Origin of the sequence: Desulfuromonas sp. KJ2020, from assembly GCF_024197615.1 — a bacterium.
GTDB lineage: Bacteria > Desulfobacterota > Desulfuromonadia > Desulfuromonadales > SZUA-540 > SZUA-540.
On sequence record NZ_JAKUKE010000001.1, the window covers coordinates 555,331 to 575,073 of the forward strand.

Annotated in this window: 14 protein-coding genes; 11 read left to right on the top strand and 3 right to left on the bottom strand. The window is 60.2% G+C overall.

The window, feature by feature from the left end; translation table 11 throughout:
* Positions 1–7 precede the first annotated feature (7 nt).
* The 11 genes from MJO47_RS02560 (at position 8) to MJO47_RS02610 (ending at position 14,040) form a co-directional block, all read left to right on the top strand.
* Entirely contained in the window at positions 8–727 is a 720-nt protein-coding gene (locus tag MJO47_RS02560; protein ID WP_253959548.1) for a phosphoribosyltransferase family protein, read from the top strand.
* 161 nt (positions 728–888) lie between these two features.
* Positions 889–2,364, top strand: coding sequence for a PAS domain-containing sensor histidine kinase (locus MJO47_RS02565; protein WP_253959549.1), 1,476 nt, complete (start codon positions 889–891; stop codon positions 2,362–2,364).
* A 51-nt stretch (positions 2,365–2,415) separates the two neighbouring features.
* Positions 2,416–3,039, top strand: coding sequence for a carbonic anhydrase (locus MJO47_RS02570; protein WP_253959550.1), 624 nt, complete (start codon positions 2,416–2,418; stop codon positions 3,037–3,039).
* Positions 3,040–3,260: 221 nt separating this feature from the next.
* Entirely contained in the window at positions 3,261–3,443 is a 183-nt protein-coding gene (locus MJO47_RS02575; RefSeq protein ID WP_253959551.1) for a hypothetical protein, read from the top strand.
* A gap of 143 nt (positions 3,444–3,586) precedes the next feature.
* Positions 3,587–4,651, top strand: coding sequence for a branched-chain amino acid aminotransferase (locus MJO47_RS02580; protein ID WP_253959552.1), 1,065 nt, complete (start codon positions 3,587–3,589; stop codon positions 4,649–4,651).
* 335 nt (positions 4,652–4,986) lie between these two features.
* Positions 4,987–6,093, top strand: coding sequence for a glutamine amidotransferase family protein (locus tag MJO47_RS02585; RefSeq protein ID WP_253959553.1), 1,107 nt, complete (start codon positions 4,987–4,989; stop codon positions 6,091–6,093).
* Complete coding sequence (locus MJO47_RS02590; RefSeq protein WP_371926615.1) at positions 6,081–7,724, top strand: glutamate synthase-related protein; 1,644 nt, start codon at positions 6,081–6,083, stop codon at positions 7,722–7,724. The genes MJO47_RS02585 and MJO47_RS02590 overlap by 13 nt, the downstream gene beginning before the upstream one ends.
* Positions 7,725–7,763: 39 nt before the next feature.
* Positions 7,764–10,076, top strand: a complete 2,313-nt coding sequence (locus MJO47_RS02595) for an FAD-dependent oxidoreductase (protein ID WP_253959555.1) — start codon at positions 7,764–7,766, stop codon at positions 10,074–10,076.
* A gap of 222 nt (positions 10,077–10,298) precedes the next feature.
* Positions 10,299–12,425: a bifunctional diguanylate cyclase/phosphodiesterase gene (locus MJO47_RS02600; RefSeq protein WP_253959556.1), complete on the top strand. Its 2,127-nt coding sequence runs from the start codon at positions 10,299–10,301 to the stop codon at positions 12,423–12,425.
* Between the two features lie 96 nt (positions 12,426–12,521).
* Positions 12,522–13,322 carry a tRNA 2-thiocytidine(32) synthetase TtcA gene (gene ttcA / locus MJO47_RS02605; protein WP_253959557.1) on the top strand — a complete coding sequence of 267 codons (801 nt, stop codon included), beginning with the start codon at positions 12,522–12,524 and terminating at the stop codon, positions 13,320–13,322.
* 64 nt (positions 13,323–13,386) lie between these two features.
* Positions 13,387–14,040, top strand: coding sequence for a PilZ domain-containing protein (locus tag MJO47_RS02610; RefSeq protein ID WP_253959558.1), 654 nt, complete (start codon positions 13,387–13,389; stop codon positions 14,038–14,040).
* Positions 14,041–14,047: 7 nt separating this feature from the next.
* On the opposite strand, the gene glnE is transcribed toward MJO47_RS02610, so the two are convergent.
* From glnE to gatB, 3 genes are read right to left on the bottom strand one after another with little or no spacing between them, the layout of a single operon-like run.
* Positions 14,048–17,233, bottom strand: a complete 3,186-nt coding sequence (glnE, locus tag MJO47_RS02615) for a bifunctional [glutamate--ammonia ligase]-adenylyl-L-tyrosine phosphorylase/[glutamate--ammonia-ligase] adenylyltransferase (protein WP_253959559.1) — start codon at positions 17,231–17,233, stop codon at positions 14,048–14,050.
* Positions 17,234–18,277 carry an S-methyl-5-thioribose-1-phosphate isomerase gene (mtnA, locus tag MJO47_RS02620; protein WP_253959560.1) on the bottom strand — a complete coding sequence of 348 codons (1,044 nt, stop codon included), beginning with the start codon at positions 18,275–18,277 and terminating at the stop codon, positions 17,234–17,236.
* A gap of 9 nt (positions 18,278–18,286) precedes the next feature.
* Positions 18,287–19,735: an Asp-tRNA(Asn)/Glu-tRNA(Gln) amidotransferase subunit GatB gene (gatB, locus tag MJO47_RS02625; protein WP_253959561.1), complete on the bottom strand. Its 1,449-nt coding sequence runs from the start codon at positions 19,733–19,735 to the stop codon at positions 18,287–18,289.
* Between the last annotated feature and the right edge of the window lie 8 nt (positions 19,736–19,743).

Genomic DNA, 19,743 nt, shown 5'->3' on the forward strand with positions numbered 1-19,743 from the left:
GGAGGGCGTGAGGGGAGAAATCGGCGGGCTGGTGGACTGCTTCCTGCCGGTCTGCTGCGCTTTCTGCGATACTCCCCTCACCAGCTCAACCCAGCCAGCCCTCTGTCCTGCCTGCCAGAACGCCCTGGCCGAGAACAAACCAGCCGCCTGCCCGCGATGCGCTCTACCCTACCCCGATTACGGCGGCAGCGACCATCTGTGTGGCGATTGTCTGCAGCACCCACCGCCCTACAGAACCGTTTGTGCTTTGGGGATTTATGAAGGTCCGCTGCGCCAGGCCATTCACCGCTTCAAATATCAGCAAGACTTTACCCTCGCCGCCCCCCTGGGCCACCTCCTTGCAGCAGCCGTTCGGCGCCAGGGTCTTTTGCCCGACCTTATTCTCCCTGTTCCCTTACACCCCAGCCGACTTCGTCAGCGAACCTTCAATCAGGCTCTGCTGCTTGCCCGTATTTTGGGAAAGCAAAGCAGCACCCCTGTAGCCCGAAAGCTGTTGCGGCGTCTTCGGCCCACACCTCCCCAACAGGGATTGTCCCTGGATGGCCGCCGCCACAATCTCAACCGGGCCTTTGCGCTGAGCTCCCCTCTCGACGGGGAATCGGTTCTGCTGGTCGACGATGTCATGACTTCCGGGGCGACCGTAGCGGCCTGCGCCGCAGTTCTGCTGGAAAATGGCGCCCAAACCGTTGAAGTCGCCATTCTGGCCCGAGCCGCCAAAGGCACGTAAACCATCGGTGATTTTCTCCTTCATGAGAAAAAAGAACTATGATATAAGAGTTCTTGACTATTTCTCTCTTCTTCAGCAGGGCCAGGCACAGCCATTGATCTCCCTGGCGGCAGGCGCGTAACGGCCGCCCGACCAGCTAGACCATGATAGAGGAAATTCCTATGTCCAACCTCCTCAGCACTCTTGGCCTTGAGCACGTCCTGCAAACCATACCCAGCGGCCTTTTTCTGGTCGACCTGAATCGAAATATCGTCTATTGGAACGCCGAAGCGGAACGTCTGACCGGCTATGCCGCCCACGAGATTGTCGGCAAGCCCTGCACTGCCCTGGAAGGCATCGAATGTGACCTGACCTGCGGCCTCTTCAGCGGCACACTGCCCAAGCCGATTATCGGGGCACGCTGCACCATCAAAACTCGCAGCGGCGTCCCCTTGATCATGTACAAAAACATCGACTACCTGCGAGACAAAGAAGGCCGCATCGTTGGCGGCATCGAGTCCTTTATCGATCTCAGCAAACAGGTGGAGCTTGAACAGCAACTGCGCGAACAGACGGTTCATCTGGAAGCCGCCGTACGTCAGCGCACCCTTGAGCTCGAAAACGAACGCACGCGCCTGGTCACCGCCCTCGACGCCATGACGGACTTCGCCTACATTGCCTCGGCAGACTATCAGGTTCAGTTTATGAACCGAGCCATGCTCGAGGCATTTGGCCCTATTGAAGGTCGCCCCTGCTATACGGCCCTGCATGGGCACCAGAGCCCCTGCACAGGCTGCCCTATGCAGAAAGTGCTGGCGGGAAAAACGGTCAAGGAAGAGCGACATTACGGCAGTAAAGGCCAGACCTTTGAAATCATCCACACCCCACTGATCACCTCTGCCGGCACCACCCAGAAGATGGCGGTTTTTCGCGATATTACCGAACGCAAAGCAGCCGAAGAGAAACTTCGCCACGCCAATCGCGAACTCGATGCCTTTGTCTACACCGTCTCCCACGATCTGAAAACGCCCCTGACGCCCATTCTCGGCTATGCCGATTTTCTTCGTGAGGAATACGCCGACAACCTCGACGAGCGTGCCCTGGATATTCTGGCTGAGATTGAGGGGCAAGGCCGCAAGATGTTGGCCCTGATGGAGGATATTCTGACCCTGGCCCGGCTGGGCAGAGTGGAGCTTCCGCGTGTCCCCGTCGACCTCAACCGGGTCGTGGAAGATATTCTTGAGGATTACCAGGTTCTGCGGCAGGAGATGAAGGTGCACATAAAGCTCGACACCCTCCCCGCGCTCCGTTTTCCCGAAACCCTGCTGTCTTCCCTTTTTTCCAACCTCATCGGCAACGCCCTGCGCTACGGCGCCAAACCGGGCGGATCCATAGAGATTGGCTCCCTCTGTGAAGACGGCACCTATCACATTTTCGTGCGCGATCACGGCCCGGGGCTTGATGATCAAGACAAGGCACATATCTTCGATCTCTTTTACCGCTCCCGAAATACCCGCAACAGACCCGGCACGGGGGTGGGGCTGACGACGGCCAAAAAAATCATGAACCTCTACGAAGGCCAGATCCGCGTGGAGGACACTCCGGGCGGGGGGTGCACTTTCTGGCTTGACTTCCCCGCCACCGATGATTCTGTTTAACAACAAAGTTTCCCCAGCCTGTCACTTTCACTTTTTGCCAACAGGATAACTATGGACCGTTTGTTCAAAGGGCACATGAAGTTCAGGGAAGAAGACTTCGAAAGTCACCGGGAACTCTTCAAGGAGCTCGGCCGGACCCAGAAACCGCACACCCTGTTCATCGGCTGTTCCGACTCGCGGGTTGTTCCCAACCTCATTACCCAGACCCACCCCGGCGAACTCTTCATCGTTCGCAACGTCGCCAATATCGTGCCCCCCTACCGTCAGACCGAAGAATATGTGGCCACCACTTCGGCCATCGAATATGCTGTGCAGGCTCTGGAAGTCGACACCATTGTCATCTGCGGCCATTCCAACTGCGGTGGCTGCGCGGCCCTGAACCTGCCGCCGGAGAAACTTGACCATCTGCCCCATGTGCGCAAGTGGCTGGAAGTTTCGAAGGAAGTCAAGGGGCGTGTCGACCGCCTGATGACCGACGACTCTCCCGAGGAACGGGAGTGGCTCACGGAGCAGATCAATATCCTGGTGCAGATGCGAAATCTGCTGACCTATCCCTATATTGAAGAGAAATATCGCAAAGGCGCTTTGAACATCTACGGCTGGCACTACATCATCGAGACCGGTGAAATCTACAATTTCAACGATGCCAAAGAGGTTTTTGAACTGGTCAGCTGACTTCTCCCGGCGGGCCTGTCTTCATAACAGGCCTGCCATTCCCCCGCGCCCCCTTGCCGGCATTCCGTCCTATTTATCCCCGAAATTCCCTCGGGACTCTATGACATGAAAAGCGTGGCTCCCGTTTCCCTTAAATAGTAATTTTTACCTTGACTATTATCGGGCGAGTGATAGATTACCTCCAAAGTGCCACCCCATTCCCGGCATTACAGGAGGGCCTCATGGAAGACCTATGGAAGCTGCACACCATGGAATATCGTCTCACCGACCTGGCCGAAAGAGCCGAATATGAGAAAATCGTCCGCCGCTTTCATGAGGAGGAAGAACACAGCCACCGTTCCCAGCTTCTCTACGGGCAGGCCCGTCTACGGCCGGCCCCAAAATCAGAATCGGATCAGGACTGAATTTCTGCACCCGCTTTCGTCAAAGCGCAGCCTGAGCGTCTATCCTCATTAGCAGCGCCAAAATCCTTGCCTGCCCGCGCTTTCCTATGTTAAAAATTGCTCTTTCCTGATTCACCCCCAACACCCTTCGGAGGTTTTCATCTATGGAGCTGCAAATACTTCCCCTCACCGGGCAGAAGCCCCGCGTTACCGACGAGAGCAAACTGGTCTTTGGCAAGCAGTTCACTGACCGCATGTTCATCATGGAATTCGATCGGCCCAAGGGCTGGCATTCGGCGCGCATCGCTCCTTACGCCCCCTTTTCGCTGGACCCGGCCGCTCTGGTTTTGCACTATGCCCAGGAAATCTTCGAAGGGCTCAAGGCTTTCCGCCGTCCGGACGGCAGCATCGCCCTCTTCAGACCCATGGACAACATCCAGCGCTTCAACCGTAGCGCCCGTCGCATGTGCATGCCCGAGGTGGACGAGGCTTTCTTCTTTAAAGCCCTGAAGGAACTGATCCGCCTGGAAGCCGATTGGGTTCCCCACAGCGAAGGGACCAGCCTCTACATTCGCCCTACCATGATCGCTACCGAACCGGTGCTTGGCGTCAAGCCGGCGGACCAATATTTTTGCTACATCATCCTGTCCCCTGTCGGCGCCTACTACAAAGGGGGACTGAATCCTGTCAAAATCTGGATCTCCGATGAGTACATCCGCGTTGCCCCCGGTGGTACCGGCGAAGCCAAAACTGGCGGCAACTACGCAGCCAGTCTCTACGCTTCGACGGAAGCCGGCGCTCAAGGTTACGACCAGGTACTCTGGCTCGATGCCGTCCACCGCAAGTACGTGGAGGAGGTCGGCAGCATGAATATCTGCTTCCTCTATGACGGCAAGGTCGTCACCTCTCCTCTCAAGGGCACCATCCTCGACGGCATTACCCGTCGCTCCATTCTCACCCTGATCCGGGAAATGGGCCTGGAGATCGAAGAACGCGCCCTGTCGGTCGATGAAATCCTTGAGGGCGCCGAGAACGGTCGCCTGCAGGAAGCCTTTGGTACGGGCACCGCCGCTGTTGTCTCTCCCGTCGGCCAGTTCACCTACCGTAACCGGACCGTGAGCCTGAGCAATGGCCGCATTGGGGAACTCACCCAGAAACTTTACGATACCCTGACGGGCATTCAGTATGGCCGCATCCCCGATTCCCACGGCTGGATCGAAATGATCTAAACCCGTCCCGAGTCCACCCGTGCAATCAGAACCCTGTTCAGGCCCCGAGCCTGAACAGGGTTTTTTTTCGCCCCCACCGCCGCTCTGCCCCCTGCCTAACAACTAGCCCCAACTGAGTACAAGGACAGCACTGAAAAAACTCTTTGTGTAGGCCCAGGCTAGCCCCGTCTTCCAGCCCAAGCTCAAGCACAGCCATAACTAGCTGTTTTTATGGCCTTTGCTATGCCTTTAAAAACGGGCCTCCCGGTACATGTTTTGGGCACGATACTTGCTATTGAGTTGTATTGCATTACAAGACTCTCTACCGCCCTTAACCCATGCCTGGAGGTATCGCCATGTGTCGTATCGGCGCCATTAAAAGCCGGAATTATGTCCACCCGAGCCAGGCCTTGCTGCTCATGCAGTCCCAACAGAAAGGCCACGACAATTCGGGATTCGCCATGGTCATGCATGATCTTGGTGGCATTTTTGAAGGGTATAAACATCTCCCCACGCTCTCCCTCGCCTGCACCGACGAGGGCCTGAAAATCGCCGAAGACATCCTGCATGCCGCCGGTTTCCAGCGTGTTCTGCAGTGGGTACCCGAAACCAACGATCAGCCCGGGCTCGACATTATCACCATGCCCAACTACGTCTTTGAGACCTTCGACTATCCCAAGCATTACAAAAAAGCGGGACAGCGGGAAAAGGAGGAACTCCTGCTGGACATGCGCCTGAAAATTCGTCGTGCCCTGGAGAAGGACGAGACAGGTTTCGTCTATTCCTTCTGGCCCGACGTTCTCACCCTGAAAGAAATCGGTGATCCACGCGATATCGGCACCTATTTCAACCTGTGGGAAGTGGATAAACGCTTCATGGCCAAGGTCATCACCGCCCAATGCCGACAGAATACCAACTACGACATCGTGCGCTATGCCGCCCACCCCTTCTTTCTGCAGGGATATACGGCGCTGGCCAACGGCGAGAACACCTTCTACCTGAAAAACGTCGAGTTTCAGCAGAAACTCCACCGAGGCTATATCGGCTTTGAGTCGGACTCCCAGTGCTTTCTCTACACACTCCACTACGCCCACCGGGAGCTCGGCTGGCCTCTTTCTTACTTCAAGCATGTCATCACCCCACTCCCCTTTGAGGAGATCGAACACCGCGACGACAAGGATTCCCTCCTTTCTATCCGTCAGTCCCTCGCCCACCTGGAGATCAACGGGCCCAACACCATCATCGGGGTACTGCCGGATAACACCCTTTTCACCTGCTGCGATGCGAAGAAGCTGCGTCCCATTGTGGTCGGCCGCTCCGAGGACATGGTGGTCTTTTCGTCCGAGGTTTGCGGCATCAACGAGATTCTGCCCGAACGGGACTGGGAAACGGACATTTATCCCCACGAGCGTGAAATCGTGGCTATTGATGAGAACCTGGAGGTTCACCGATGGAGACAATGAAAATCCAAGACATCACACCCAATGACCTGCCCTGGAAAATCCGCTACGACGCCAGTCGCTGCACCTTGTGCGGTTCCTGCGTGGCGGCCTGCTCCTTCCGGGCCATTGTCCCCAAGGTCGAACGCCGCCGGCTGGTCTTTTCGGAAGGGGATCTGCCCGAACCGAAGGCCCGCTTCAGTGCTGTGCCCGTCATCCGCCAGGCCCACTCGATCAAGAACTACTGCCGCGGCTGCGGCATCTGTGAAAAGGTCTGCCCGAACGACGCCATCGGTCCGCTGCGCAACGTGGACAACCGCCACCCGATCGTCACCCGTTGCCTCGGGGGCGATTCCATCAAACGCGGCGGCCGCAAGAATCTGGAGGGGACCGTCCGTACCCTCGACCGCCTGCGCGTCGGCCGCATCTCCCAGATGACCGACCCCAGCCTCGACGCCCAGCGCCACACCTTCGACCTGCTGGCCCCTTTCGGCCGCATCATGCCGGCGAACAAGCTCCCCTTCGCCGTCAACGAGACCGGACAGCTGGCGGCCTCCGGGCAGACACCGCCGGTACGCTGGATCTACCCCGTCATCATCGGCGACATGTCCATCGGCGCGCTCTCCTGGCGCATGTGGGAAGCTGTCGCCATGGCCGTCGCCTATCTCAACGAGGAGTGCGGCCTGCCCGTCCGCATGTCCTCGGGCGAAGGCGGCGTGCCGGAGCGCCTGCTCAAGAGCCGCTACCTCAAGTACATGATCCTGCAGATCGCCTCCGGCCATTTCGGCTGGAACCGTATCGCCAAGACGATGCCGTACATGACCGAGGACCCGGCCGGCATTCTCATCAAGATCGGCCAGGGCGCCAAGCCTGGTGACGGCGGTCTGCTCATGGCCCAGAAGGTGGCTGAACACATTCAGGCCATTCGCGGCGTTCCCAAGGCGGATCTGCTCTCCCCTCCCAACCATCAGGGGCTCTACTCCATCGAGGAGAGCGTGCAGAAGATGTTCCTGTCCTTCAATGCCGCTTTCAAGTTCCGCGTACCCGTCGCCATCAAGGTCGCCGCCTCGGCGACTTCGGTCTCGGTCTTCAACAACCTGGTGCGTGACCCCTACAACATCGTCGGCGGCTTCTTCCTCGACGGCATCGACGGCGGCACCGGCGCCGCCCATGAGGTCTCCCTCGACCATACCGGCCACCCCATCGTCAGCAAGCTGCGGGACTGCTATCTGGCGGCGGTGGCTCAGGGCCGACAGGGCCAGATCCCCCTGTGGGCGGCGGGAGGACTGGGCAAGACCGGCGACCTCGCCGCCGATGCCTTCAAGATGATCTGCCTGGGGGCCAACGGCGTCTTCACCGGCAAGCTGATTCTGCAGATGGCCGGCTGCGTCGGCAACGAAATGGGTCGCTGCAATGCCTGCAATACGGGCCTGTGTCCCGTCGGCATCACCACGCAGGAGCCAGCTCTGGCCCATCGCCTCGATGTGGAGAGAGCGGCCCAGAACATCGTCAACTACTTCCTGGCCATGGATCAGGAGCTGAAAAAGCTCATGGCGCCCATCGGCAACTCGTCCCTGCCCGTCGGCCGCGCCGACGCCCTTATTTCCACCGACCGGGCTGTGGCAGAGCGCTTGCAGATCCAGTACGTTTGCTAGGATCGTGAGGCCACGCCTCACTTTTTACGGGAGTTAATAATGGCGGCTCAAATCATCGGTTTCGACGAAAAAAAACAGCGCATTTCCACCCAGAAACTGCTGCAGCAGATCTATGCCTCCCTGGAAAAGGGCGAGACGGAATTTGAAATCCTCTCCTCCGGGCATCACAATATCGGCGGTCCCCTGTGGACTGCGGACGGCACGCCCCTGCGGTTCAAGGTGAAAAACCCCGGTCAGCGCGTCGGTTCCTTCGGCCTCGACGGCACCGAGATCATCGTGGAAGGCTCAGCCCCCGCCGATGCCGGCTGGCTTAATGCCGGCGCCACTCTGGTCATCAAGGGGGATGGCGGCGACACCACGGCCCACTGCGCCGCCAGCGGCAAGATCTATGTGGCCGGCCGCGTCGGTACGCGTTCCGGCTCGCTCATGAAGCACGACCCGGCCTATGAACCCCCTGAATTTTGGATTTTGAAAAATACCGGCAGTTTCTCTTTCGAATTCATGGGAGGTGGCCTCGGCATTGTTTGCGGAATCGACTGTGAAGATATGGACTCGGTCCTGGGTGATCGGGCCTGCATGGGTATGGTCGGTGGCACCATCTATGTACGCGGCCCCGTCCGCGGCCTTTCCGATGATGTCTGGCTGCTCGACCTCGACGAGGCGGATCGCGCCTTTTTAACAGCCGGCCTGCCGGTCTTTCTCGAAAAAGTCGACCGCCTCCATCGGCTTGAAACTCTGTCGGACTTTTCCTCCTGGCGCAAGATTGTCGCCAAAACCTATGAAGAGCGGCAGGTACACCACCGCATCACCATGCGGGAGTTCCGCCAGCAGAAATGGGTGGAAGGCGGCATCTTCGGCGATGTGGTTCAAGACGACTACCTGCATGTCGCCGGCCTGGTCAACAGCGGCGACGACCGCCTCAAAATTCCCCATTGGCAGGACAAAAAGTATGGCGCCCCCTGCCAGACTTCCTGCCCTTCGGCCATCCCCACCCAGGAACGCATCAAACTGCTGCGCCAGGGCAAGGTCAAGGAAGCCCTGGAACTGGTCCTGCACTATTCACCCTTTCCGGCCAGCGTTTGCGGCGAGGTCTGTCCCAACCTGTGCATGGATGCCTGCACCCGCCAGTTTCTCGATCACCCGGTCGCCATGAAGGAACTGGGTCGCCTGTCCCTGGAAGCCGAATCCCCCCGCCCGCAAGTCGACAGCGGCAAGTCCGTGGCCGTCATCGGCGGTGGCCCGGGAGGGCTTTCCGCCGCCTGGCAGCTGCGCCTGGCCGGCCATCAGGTCACCATCTACGAAGCCGACCAGGAGGTTGGCGGCAAGCTGCGCCAGGCTATCCCCTCGTCACGATTGCCGGAAAACTCCCTGAAGGCCGAAATCGAGCGGGTGAAAGACCTGGGAGTAACCATCCACACCCATACGCGGGTCGATACGAAAAAGTTTGAGGAGATCCGCCACAGCAGTGACGCCGTGGTCATCGCCAGCGGCGCGCACAATGCGGTCGTCATCCCCTTCCCGGGGCACGACCGCCTGGTCAAGGGCCTCGACTTCCTCAAGGAAATCAACGCCGGCCACCGTCCCGCCGTCGGTGAGAAGGTCGTGGTCATCGGGGCCGGCAACGCCGGTATGGACGTCTGCCTCGGCGCCTATGCCATGGGCGCCAAAAAAGTCACGGCCATCGACATCCAGCGCCCCGCTGCCTACAAACACGAAATCGATGGCGTCAAAGCCCTTGGCGGCGAAATCCGCTGGCCCGTCTTTACCGAGAAGGTAGACGCCAAGGGATTGTGGACCAAGCACGGCGAACTGATCGAGGCCGATACGGTCATCATCGCCATCGGTGAGCGACCCGACCTCTCCTATCTCCCCCGCGAATGGCTCACCGACCGGGGCATGATGGATGTAGACGCCTGCGGACAGGCGGTCAAAGCTCCCGGCGTGTTCGCCCTCGGCGACACGATCAAGCCAGGCCTGTTGACTCACGCCATCGGGCAAGGCGCTGATGTCGCCCGGATGATCCACGATTATCTGGCGGGCAAGGAGCTGACTCCTGTCAAGAAGCCGGAGGTCATCCCGCAGAGCTGTCTCTCCAAGGAGCTCTTCCGGCCCCAGAACCGCGGCCGTTTCTGCCTCACCGACGCCAAGGGCGAAACCGGCCGCTGTCTCTCCTGCGGCACCTGCCGCGACTGCTCCATGTGCCTCGAGGCCTGCCCTGAAGGGGCCATAAAACGGCTGGAGAAGGAGGATGGTTCCTTCGAATACCTATCGGACGACCACTACTGCATTGGCTGCGGCATCTGCGCCGGCATCTGCCCTTGCGGCATCTGGGCCATGGAACAGGTCGTCTGACTCTCGCCCTTGCGGCTCCCGGGGCCAACTATCCACCCCCGGGAGCCGCAATCCTCCTTAAAGCGCTTCTGATTTCCCACCCAAATCTCTGTCATTGCACGCGGCCGTTCCCGCAAAAACCTTGACCGCACGAGGTTTTTGCCTTAATTATTGTACTGTGCGCCGGCAGGAAAGGCACTTCTTCATGCCATCAAACGGCCAATGCGAAACCGACGGAGTTTCATGACCACCACCCAGCCATTACGAAAGCCTCTGATTCTTGTGGTCGATGATGCGGCGGTCATGCGGGAATTCTGTCGACAGGTACTGACAGAAGCCGACTTTGACGTGGCCCTGGCCGAAGGAGGAGAGGAAGCTCTTGACCTCTTCGCTCTGCTCAAACCCGATCTCGTCCTGCTCGACGTGGTCATGCCGGATATGGATGGTTTTGCCGTCTGCAGCGCGCTGCGGCAGATTCCCCACGGCGCCGGCATCCCCATTATCATGGTGACAGGACTGGATGACCCCGAGTCCATTCAGACGGCCTTCGAAATCGGCGCCACCGATTTTATCACCAAACCCATCAACGAAATCGTGCTGGCCAATCGCACCCGCTATGTCCTGCGAGCCAACAAGGCCTTTTCTGACCTCGCCGAGAACAAAACGCGACTGGCCACCGCCCAGCGCATCGCCCGTCTCGGCTACTGGGAACTCTCCTCCGAGGAAAATCTCGTCCGGTTGTCGGCCGAAGCCAGTTGCCTGCTGGGTTTGGGACTTTCGTCCATGGAAGTCAACTACGGCGACTTTTTCAGCCATATCCACCCAGACGACCAGATACGGGTCAAGGAAGTCTTCCGATCATCTCTGACGGCGCGCACCCCCTTCAGCCTTCACTACAAGGCGCTCCTGCCCCAGGGGCACGAACGCATCATTTTCAGCCAGGGCGAGTTTTCCCACGAGGGGGAAAAAGGCAACCCGCCACTGATCGGCATCATTCAGGATGTCTCCGCCTTCAAACAGGCGGAAGAGCAGATCCGCATGCTGGCCTTTTACGACAGCCTGACCGGCTTGGCCAACCGTCTCCTCTTCAAAGACCGCTGTGAGCAGGCGCTATCCTATGCCGCCCGCCAGGACAGACACGCGGCGCTGCTTTACCTCGACCTCGACCGTTTCAAGCGCATTAACGACACCTTCGGCCACGCCATCGGCGATCTCCTCCTGCAGGAAGTGGCCAAACGGCTCAACCATTGCCTGCGCCGGACGGATACCGCCTCGTTTATCGGCGCCGCCAGCCTCGATTCCTGCGTGTCGCGGCTGGGCGGCGATGAATTTTCCATCCTCCTCGGCGACCTGGGCAGTGCCCGCGATGCGGCGAAAATCGCCCGGCGACTCATTGCCGCCGTCTCCCAGCCCCTCCACCTTGAGGGCTTCGAATTGTGCGTCACCACCAGTATCGGCATCAGCCTCTTCCCCGCCGACGGCAACACGGTTGACACCCTGCTCAAAAACGCCGATACCGCCATGTATTACGCCAAGGATCAGGGTCGGGACAACTTCCAGTTTTATCAGGAATCGATGAACGCCTCGGCCCTTGAGCGTCTGGGTCTCGAACGGGACATCCGCAAAGCGCTGGAAAGGAACGAATTTCAACTCTATTTCCAGCCTCAGCTCAACTGTGAGACCGGCGAGGTAGTGGGGGGCGAGGCTCTGATCCGCTGGAATCATCCCGAAAGGGGGCTCATTTATCCCGATGAATTTATCCCTGTCGCCGAGGACTCGGGCCTGATCATCGCCATCAACGAATGGGTACTGCGGGCCGCCTGCCAGCAGAGCAAGGCGTGGGCGGAGGCCGGCTATGGCCGCATACGCATCGCCGTCAACCTGTCGGGCCGGAACACGACCATCCTGCAGATTGCCGAAACGGTGACCCGCGCCTTGCGCGAAAGCTGCCTTGACAGCCACCGTCTGGAGTTGGAAATCACCGAAAGCACCATCATGCAGAAGGAGGAGGAGACTACCGCCGCCCTGCACATGCTCAAGGACATGGGGATGCAGATCGCCATCGACGACTTCGGCACCGGCTACTCATCCCTGAGCTATCTGAAGAACTTTCCCATCGACACCCTCAAAATCGACCGCTCCTTTATCACCGACCTCTCTGCCGACCACAAAAACGCCGCCATCATCAAGTCGATTATCACCATGGCCCACAGCCTGGACCTCAATGTCGTCGCCGAGGGCGTCGAGAACAAGGAGCAGCTGTCCTTTCTGCGCAAACTCGGCTGCAACGAGATCCAGGGATTCCTGTTCAGCCGCCCCGTTACCGCCGATATTTTCGTCGGGCTGCTCAAACGGGATCACGTCTGGTAACGGACGCTTTTTCCCTTGATCCCTCTATCCCCCTCTGTTTTAATCCTGGGGCGTATCCCGCGATGATGTCGATTTTTCTTGAGTACGGAGATCCTCTTGCCCGTTTTGGAAGATAAACTTTTTCAGCGTATCAAAAAGCTCACGGGTCAGGCCATTGGCGACTTCAATCTCATCGAGGACGGCGACCGCATCCTCGTCGGCGTCTCGGGAGGCAAGGACTCCTACACGCTGCTGCACATTCTCGACCGCCTGCGCCGCCGCGCCCCCATCCGCTATGAGCTCGTGCCCGTCACCGTCGATTCCGGCTACCCCGGCTTCCGGACGGACCTCATCGCCGAACACCTGCGCGAACACGGCTTTGCCGACCGCGTGGAGCATACGGACTGTTACCGCATTATCACGGAAAAAAGGCGGCCTGGCTCGTCTTTCTGTGCCTTCTGCGCCCGGTTGCGCCGCGGCGTGCTGTACAGCGTGGCGGACGAACTCGGCTGCAACAAGCTGGCCCTGGGGCACCATCTTGACGATGTCATCGAGACCCTGCTGTTAAACCAGTTCTACATCGGCACCCTGGGGGCCATGAGCCCCAAGCTGCTGGCTGACAATGGCCGCCACACGGTCATCCGCCCCCTCGTCTACGTCCCCGAAGCGGATATCATCGAATTCGCCCGTCAAAACGCTTTTCCGCTCGTGTGCTGCTCCTGCCCGGCCCATGCCCGTCAGGACCAGAAGCGCCAGCGCATGAAAAAACTGATCAGCGATCTTTCCATCGAAATTCCCCATATCCGCCAGAGCATGATTGGCGCACTCGCCAACGTCCAGCCCCGCCATCTGCTCGATCGTCAGCTGAAGGATTTTGGGGCTGTGGAAAAATCGGCGAAGTCCGGTAAAGTGGATTGAAAGGTCAGAAGGGAGCCATTCAGGCTCACTGCGCCGGATCACCGTCCCTTTTCGAAACGATAGCATGATGCTGACTGATGCCCTTTGTCCGTCTTCGGCCACCAAAACCGTCTTTCTCGATCTGCCGCAGGCATCCCTTCAGGACGTGCTGCGCAGCCTGCTGCAACAATGGCACTTTGACCTGACCGAGTCCTCCACGAAGGCGAGGATGCAGCTCACGGCCCCCTCATCCCGCCAGCTGACCCTCCATGGACCAGCCGGTCTTTCGACCCATCTGTCCTTCCCGCTGCGCATTGAAGAGCTGTGGCGGGCCGTCGAAGCGCCTTTTTATCCTTTTCCCCGCGCCCATATCCGCCTGAACCTTGAACTTGCCCTCCTGCTCAATCTGCGGGGGCAACGCGAAGAGACCAGTCTGTCCAGCCTTTCCGACCGTGGCCTGCGTTTTCTCTGTGGGAGGGAGCTGGTCCCGGAGGAAGAGGTGGAAGCCGAAATGGAGCTTGAGGGGGAAGTCCTGCGCTTACAGGGAACAGTCATCTATGCCCAGAGCCGCGCCAACGGCTGGGAGACAGGGGCTGTTTTTCAGCACATCTCCCCGGCTGAGCGCCTGCGGGTGCGAAACTTCATCGTCCGCACCCTGCTGGCAAGAGTGCGGTCCGAGGTGGGGGAAGACTCTTTCCGCGAGGCTGTCGGCTATTTTCATCTGCCCGTTTCGGGCTGAACGGCATCTAGTCCGTGCACAGCAGCCGGGAGAAGACCTCGCGGATGTTTTCCGTGGTGCAATGATACTCTTCGAGGAAGACTTCATCGGGGCGGCGGGGGCGCTCGGGATACCCCAGACGCCGCGCCAGCTTGAGCAGATAAACGCGGTCGCTGGACAGCTCGCTGATCGACTGATCGTGCACCAGGCGTAATTTGTTTTCGAGGCGGCGCAAAAACTTGTAGCCGCTATCCAGCGCATCGAAGTCGGCGTCGGACAGCTTCTTGTGGTCATGGAGTACCTCGAGCCCCTTCAGGGTATTGGTCACCCTCAGCGCCTGGATGCGGCCGCCATGCCGCAACTGCAGATACTGGGCGATAAACTCCACATCCACCAGCCCGCCCCGGCCGGTCTTGATATTGAACCGACTGGCACCTTCGCGGGCGATTTCACTCTCCATCCGGTTGCGCAGCCGGCAGATCTCCTCCCGCAATTCCCCGGGCAAGGGCCTTTCATAGACGATATGCTCGGTAACCTGGGTAATGCGACGGGCCAGCGTCTCGGGGCCGACCACCACCCGGGCTTTGGTCAGGGCCTGACGCTCCCAGATCTGGGCTGAAGACTGATGGTAGCGCTCGTAGGCGGACAGACTCGTCACCAGCGGGCCCTGATTTCCCGAGGGTCGCAGCCGGGTATCGATCTGATAGACATAGCCCTCACGCGTCATGAGCGTCAGCACGGAAATGATGCGCTGGGCCAACCGGGCGAAATATTCCTGGTTGCTCTGCGGGCGAAAACGGTCGGGCTCCGTCCCCTCCACCGGCCGCGTCTGTCCTTCGCCTTCATAAATGAAGATGATGTCGAGATCCGAGTGGTAGTTGAGCTCCATACCCCCCAGTTTGCCCATGCCGACAACGGCAAAAGCCGCCTCATGCTCTTCCCCCTGCTCATCCGCGCAAAAAGGCAATCCAAAGCGGGGGATGAGTTCGGCCCGACTGATACGGTAGGCCTTTTTCAGACAGATGTCCGCCAGCTGGGACAACTGCAGCGTGCCTTCCCCCTGAGGCGTCTTGCCGTAGATGTCGTTCAGGGCGATGCGCAGCATCTCCTCGTTGCGGAAGCGCCGCAGTACATCGAGCTTGTCCTCGTAGTGGGGTGCCGTCTGCATCAGCGAGACCAGGTCCTTCTCCATGTCCACCGGCGGTTTGAAAGAGACGGCATAGGAGCGGGAGACGAGGGAATCGAGTATTTCCGGGTGCTGGATAAAAATACGGGAGAGGAACTGGCTGGTGCCGAAAAGAGAGATGAGAACACGGATAATCTCCCGGTTCTCGGCCAATAGAGCGAAAAAGGTGCCACGGGCCCGCAACGCCCCGAGGAAACGCTCGAGATTGAGCAGCGCCATATCGGGCTCGGGGGAGTCGAGCCCCTCCTGCATGAGCAGGGGCGCGATGCGTTCCAGCTGCCGGCGGGCCTTCTGGGTCAAATGGGCGTGGGGCGGGCCATCACGCAAAACCAGGAGGACCTCGTAAGCGGCATCGGGGTTTGTGCAGCCTTTCGATTCCAGAATATCCTTGACGTAATCGACCTCGGCGGCCGGGTCAAAAAGAAATCTGATCTCCGGGCGCACCTCTTCGCGAATCTCCTCTTCCGAGGTGTAGAAGAGGTCGAGATAGATGGCTTCCACCGCCTGACGGTGCTCTTCGAGGCAGCGGGAAAAAGCCCTTGCCTCCGGAAAACCGCAGCGCCTGGCCAGACTTTCGAGTTCCCGCTTGTCGACCGGGAGGGAATGCGTCTGCCGCTCCTGTACCACCTGAATGCGATGCTCCACCGTGCGCAGAAAGATATAGGCGCCGGTCAGCACCTGACAGTCGGCCTCTTCGATCAACCCTTCCTTATGCAGCACGGCGAGGGCCCGCAGAGAGTTCTTCTCGCGCAGGGCCATATTTTTGCCAGCATAAATCAGCTGCAGAGCCTGGATGAAAAACTCGATTTCGCGGATGCCGCCGCGCCCCAGCTTCAGGTTGAGCTCCCCCTCCTGTTCGCGCGTGAGGCTCTGGTTGATCTTCTGCTTCATGGTCTTGATGTCCTCGACCATGGCGTAATCGAGATAGCGGCGATAGATGAAGGGCTCCAGATTCCGCAGCAGACGCTCCCCCAGGGCGATGGACCCCGCCACCGGACGGGCCTTGAGCATGGCGGCCCGCTCCCAGCTCTGCCCCCAGCTTTCGTAATAGACCTCGGCGCTGCGCAGGGAGTTGGCCATCTCGCCGCTGTTCCCTTCAGGCCGCAGGCGCAGGTCGACGCGAAAGACAAAGCCATCGGCCGTCACCTCGCCGATGGCCCGGGTGATCATCTCGGCGAGCTTGACAAAGTATTGGTGCAGATGAAGGCTGTTCTTGCGGCCGCCGCGCCCGTCGTCGATGCCGGTGGTGCGACCCCGTTCGGAAGAATAGAAGTAGATGATGTCGATATCGGAGGAGAAGTTGAGCTCGCGGCCGCCGAACTTGCCCATGCCGAGGATGGTGAATTCCGGCTCCATGGGGCAGGTCCCGTCGGGGGCGTCGAGGAGAGGCGCGCCACATTCGTGACGCAGCAGGCGGTCACAGACCTCATAGGCCCGCTGCAGGGTCGCCGCCGCCAGGGCGGAGAGTTCGCCGGTGACCTCCTGCAGGTTGGCCAGGCCACAGAGATCGCGGCTGCCGATGCGAAGAACCTCACGGGCTTTGTACTGGCGCAGTCCCCGCTGCAGATCGTCAAATGAAGCCGCGTCGGGGATGCGCTGGCGCAGCTCGTCGAGCATGGCCGCCTCGTCCTTGGTCCGATCAAATTCACCGCCGGCAAAAAGGTCGTGAAAATAGATGGTTTTGCGACAGAGAATCGCCGTCAGAAAGAAGGACGCCCCCACCAGGGTCAGGAAGCGACGCCGCTGAACCGGGTCGAGTATGACTGCCAGAAAGGCGTCGCGGGGCAGGGTATCGGCCAGGCGCTCGCTGCCGTTGAGACATTGGTCGGGATCGGCGCTGTCGAGGGCTTCGGTCACCACAGCCGTCAGCAGGGTCGGATCGGCCAACAGCTGCCCCAACAGCCGCAGGTTGGTGGCACTCTTTTTCGGCTCGGCGAAACCGAGCTCCGCCGCCAAGGCCTGCAGCGAGGCATTACCCTTTTCCCCGTCGATCTCCTCAAAGCGGCGTCGCAACCTGGCAGGATCCATCTATTTCTCCTGGGCCAGCGCCCGCAATCCCCGCAGATAATCGCCTTTGACCACGCCGCGTTCGGTGATAATCGCCGTGATCAAGCGGGCCGGAGTCACATCGAAGGCCGGATTGCGGACGTCGATACCGTCCGGGGCCAGCTGCTTGTCGCCGACGTGGGTCACCTCGCGGCGGTCCCTCTCCTCGATGGGAATCAGGCTGCCGTCGGCCAGGCTCAGGTCGAGGGTGGATATGGGCGCCGCTACATAGAAGGGCAGTCCGTGCTCGCGGGCCAGCACCGCCACCGTATAGGTGCCGATCTTGTTGGCCGTGTCGCCGTTGGCGGCAATACGGTCGGCGCCGACGATGACGCAGTCGATCTCCCCGCGGCTCATGAGGTAACCGGCCATGTTGTCGCAGATGAGTGTCACCGGGATGCCGTCCTTGTGCAGTTCCCAGGCGGTCAGGCGCGAGCCCTGCAGGAAGGGGCGGGTCTCATCGGCGTAGACGCGGGTGACCTTGCCGGCAGCGGCCGCCGCCCGGATGACTCCCAGGGCTGTGCCGTACCCCCCGGTCGCCAGGGCGCCGGCGTTGCAGTGGGTGAGAATCCGCGCCCCGGTCGGAATGAGGGGTTCGCCGTGGGCGCCCATGGTCCGGTTGATCTCTTCGTCTTCGCGGCCGATCTCCTGGGCCTCGGCCAGCAGCAGACGCTTGACCTCGGCCAGACCCTGCTCCTGATGACGGACGGCGCAGGCCTTCATGCGGTCCAGGGCCCAGAAGAGGTTGACGGCGGTCGGCCGGGTAGCGGCCAGCTCGGCGCACACCTGCTCCCATTCCCGGAGAAAGTCCTCGAACCCTACCGTCTCGATGTCCCGGGCCCCGAAGGCCGCCCCGAAGGCCGCCGCCACGCCAATAGCCGGCGCTCCGCGTACCACCATGGTTTTGATCGCCTCGGCGACCTCCTGGTAATCGGTGTATTCGAGCCAGACTTCCTTGGTAGGCAGCAGGCGCTGATCGATCATGCGCAGGCGGCCATCCTTGAATTCAATCGGTTTGATGGACATGTGCTCTCCTCACCCTTTGAGTTTCTTCAGGAGCAGTTCGTTGACGAGGGCCGGATTGGCCTTGCCCCGACTGGCTTTCATGACCTGGCCGACCAGGAAGCCGAGAACCTTCTCCTTGCCGCCGCGGTACTCTTCCACCTGGTCGGCATTGGCGGCCAGCACCTCATCGACGATCTGTTCGATGGCGCCCGTGTCGGTCACCTGCTTCAGGCCCTTTTCCTCGATAATGGCGTCAGCCGCCTTGCCCGTCCGCCACATCTCCTCAAACACGGTCTTGGCGATCTTGCCGGAGATAGTACTGTCATCGAGGCGGGCCAGCAGGGCCGCCAGCCCCTCCGGCGTCACGGGACTGTCGCCAATGGCAATGCCGTCCTCGTTGAGGCGGCGCTGCACCTCCCCCATGACCCAATTGGCGCAAAGCTTGCCGTTGCCGTGCTTGGCGACCGTCGCATCGTAATAATCGGCCATGGCCCGATCGGCGGCGAGCACTTCGGCCTCCGTGCGGTTCAGGTCGAAGTCGCCCACAAAGCGCTCAATCTTGGCCTCGGGCAGTTCGGGCAGCTCGCGGCGAACCGCCTCAATCCACTCGGGGCTGACCACCAGGGGAACGAGGTCGGGATCGGGGAAGTAGCGGTAATCGTGGGCCTCTTCCTTGCCCCGCATGGAGCGGGTCATGCCGGTGGCGCTGTCGAAAAGGCGCGTCTCCTGCACGACCTTGCCGCCCTCGTCGAGAAGATCGGCCTGGCGCTCGACCTCGTATTCGATGGCCTGCTTGATGAAGCGGAAGGAGTTGATGTTCTTCAACTCGGCGCGGGTGCCGAACTCTTTCTGCCCCCAGGGCCGGATGGAGACGTTGGCGTCGCAGCGAAAGGAGCCCTCTTCCAGGTTGCCGTCGCAGACGCCGAGGTACATGACGATCTGGTGCAGCTTCTTCAGGTAGGCGATGGCCTCGTCGGCGCTGCGCATGTCCGGTTCGGAGACGATTTCCAGCAGTGGGGTACAGGCGCGGTTCAGGTCGACAAGCGAGCTGTTTTTGGCCTCGGGACTATCGCCGTGCAGCAGCTTGCCGGCGTCTTCCTCCATGTGAATGCGGGTGATGCCGACCCTTTTGCTCCCCGCCTCCGTCTCGATGTCGAGATGGCCGTGCTCGCAGATCGGCAGTTCGAACTGGGAGATCTGATAGCCCTTGGGCAGATCGGGATAAAAGTAGTTTTTGCGGGCGAAAATGGAGCGCGGCGCGATAGTGCAGTTCGTCGCCAAGCCGGTACGGATGGCGTATTCCACCACCTGCCGGTTAAGGACCGGCAGGGCGCCGGGCATCCCCAGACAGACGGGGCAGGTCTGGCTGTTGGGGGCGCTGCCGAAGCGGGTGGAGCAGCCGCAGAATATTTTGGTCTTCGTCGTCAGCTGGACATGCACCTCCAGCCCGATGACGACTTCATATTGGGAAGATTCCATGGTTGAAC

Coding starts and splice junctions, on each gene's coding strand:
- MJO47_RS02565 (WP_253959549.1), top strand. CDS start 889: ATGTCCAACCTCCTCAGCACTCTTGGCCTTGAGCACGTCCTGCAAACC.
- glnE (WP_253959559.1), bottom strand. CDS start 17,233: ATGGATCCTGCCAGGTTGCGACGCCGCTTTGAGGAGATCGACGGGGAA.
- MJO47_RS02585 (WP_253959553.1), top strand. CDS start 4,987: ATGTGTCGTATCGGCGCCATTAAAAGCCGGAATTATGTCCACCCGAGC.
- MJO47_RS02590 (WP_371926615.1), top strand. CDS start 6,081: ATGGAGACAATGAAAATCCAAGACATCACACCCAATGACCTGCCCTGG.
- mtnA (WP_253959560.1), bottom strand. CDS start 18,277: ATGTCCATCAAACCGATTGAATTCAAGGATGGCCGCCTGCGCATGATC.
- MJO47_RS02600 (WP_253959556.1), top strand. CDS start 10,299: ATGACCACCACCCAGCCATTACGAAAGCCTCTGATTCTTGTGGTCGAT.
- gatB (WP_253959561.1), bottom strand. CDS start 19,735: ATGGAATCTTCCCAATATGAAGTCGTCATCGGGCTGGAGGTGCATGTC.
- MJO47_RS02595 (WP_253959555.1), top strand. CDS start 7,764: ATGGCGGCTCAAATCATCGGTTTCGACGAAAAAAAACAGCGCATTTCC.
- MJO47_RS02580 (WP_253959552.1), top strand. CDS start 3,587: ATGGAGCTGCAAATACTTCCCCTCACCGGGCAGAAGCCCCGCGTTACC.
- MJO47_RS02575 (WP_253959551.1), top strand. CDS start 3,261: ATGGAAGACCTATGGAAGCTGCACACCATGGAATATCGTCTCACCGAC.
- MJO47_RS02570 (WP_253959550.1), top strand. CDS start 2,416: ATGGACCGTTTGTTCAAAGGGCACATGAAGTTCAGGGAAGAAGACTTC.
- MJO47_RS02610 (WP_253959558.1), top strand. CDS start 13,387: ATGATGCTGACTGATGCCCTTTGTCCGTCTTCGGCCACCAAAACCGTC.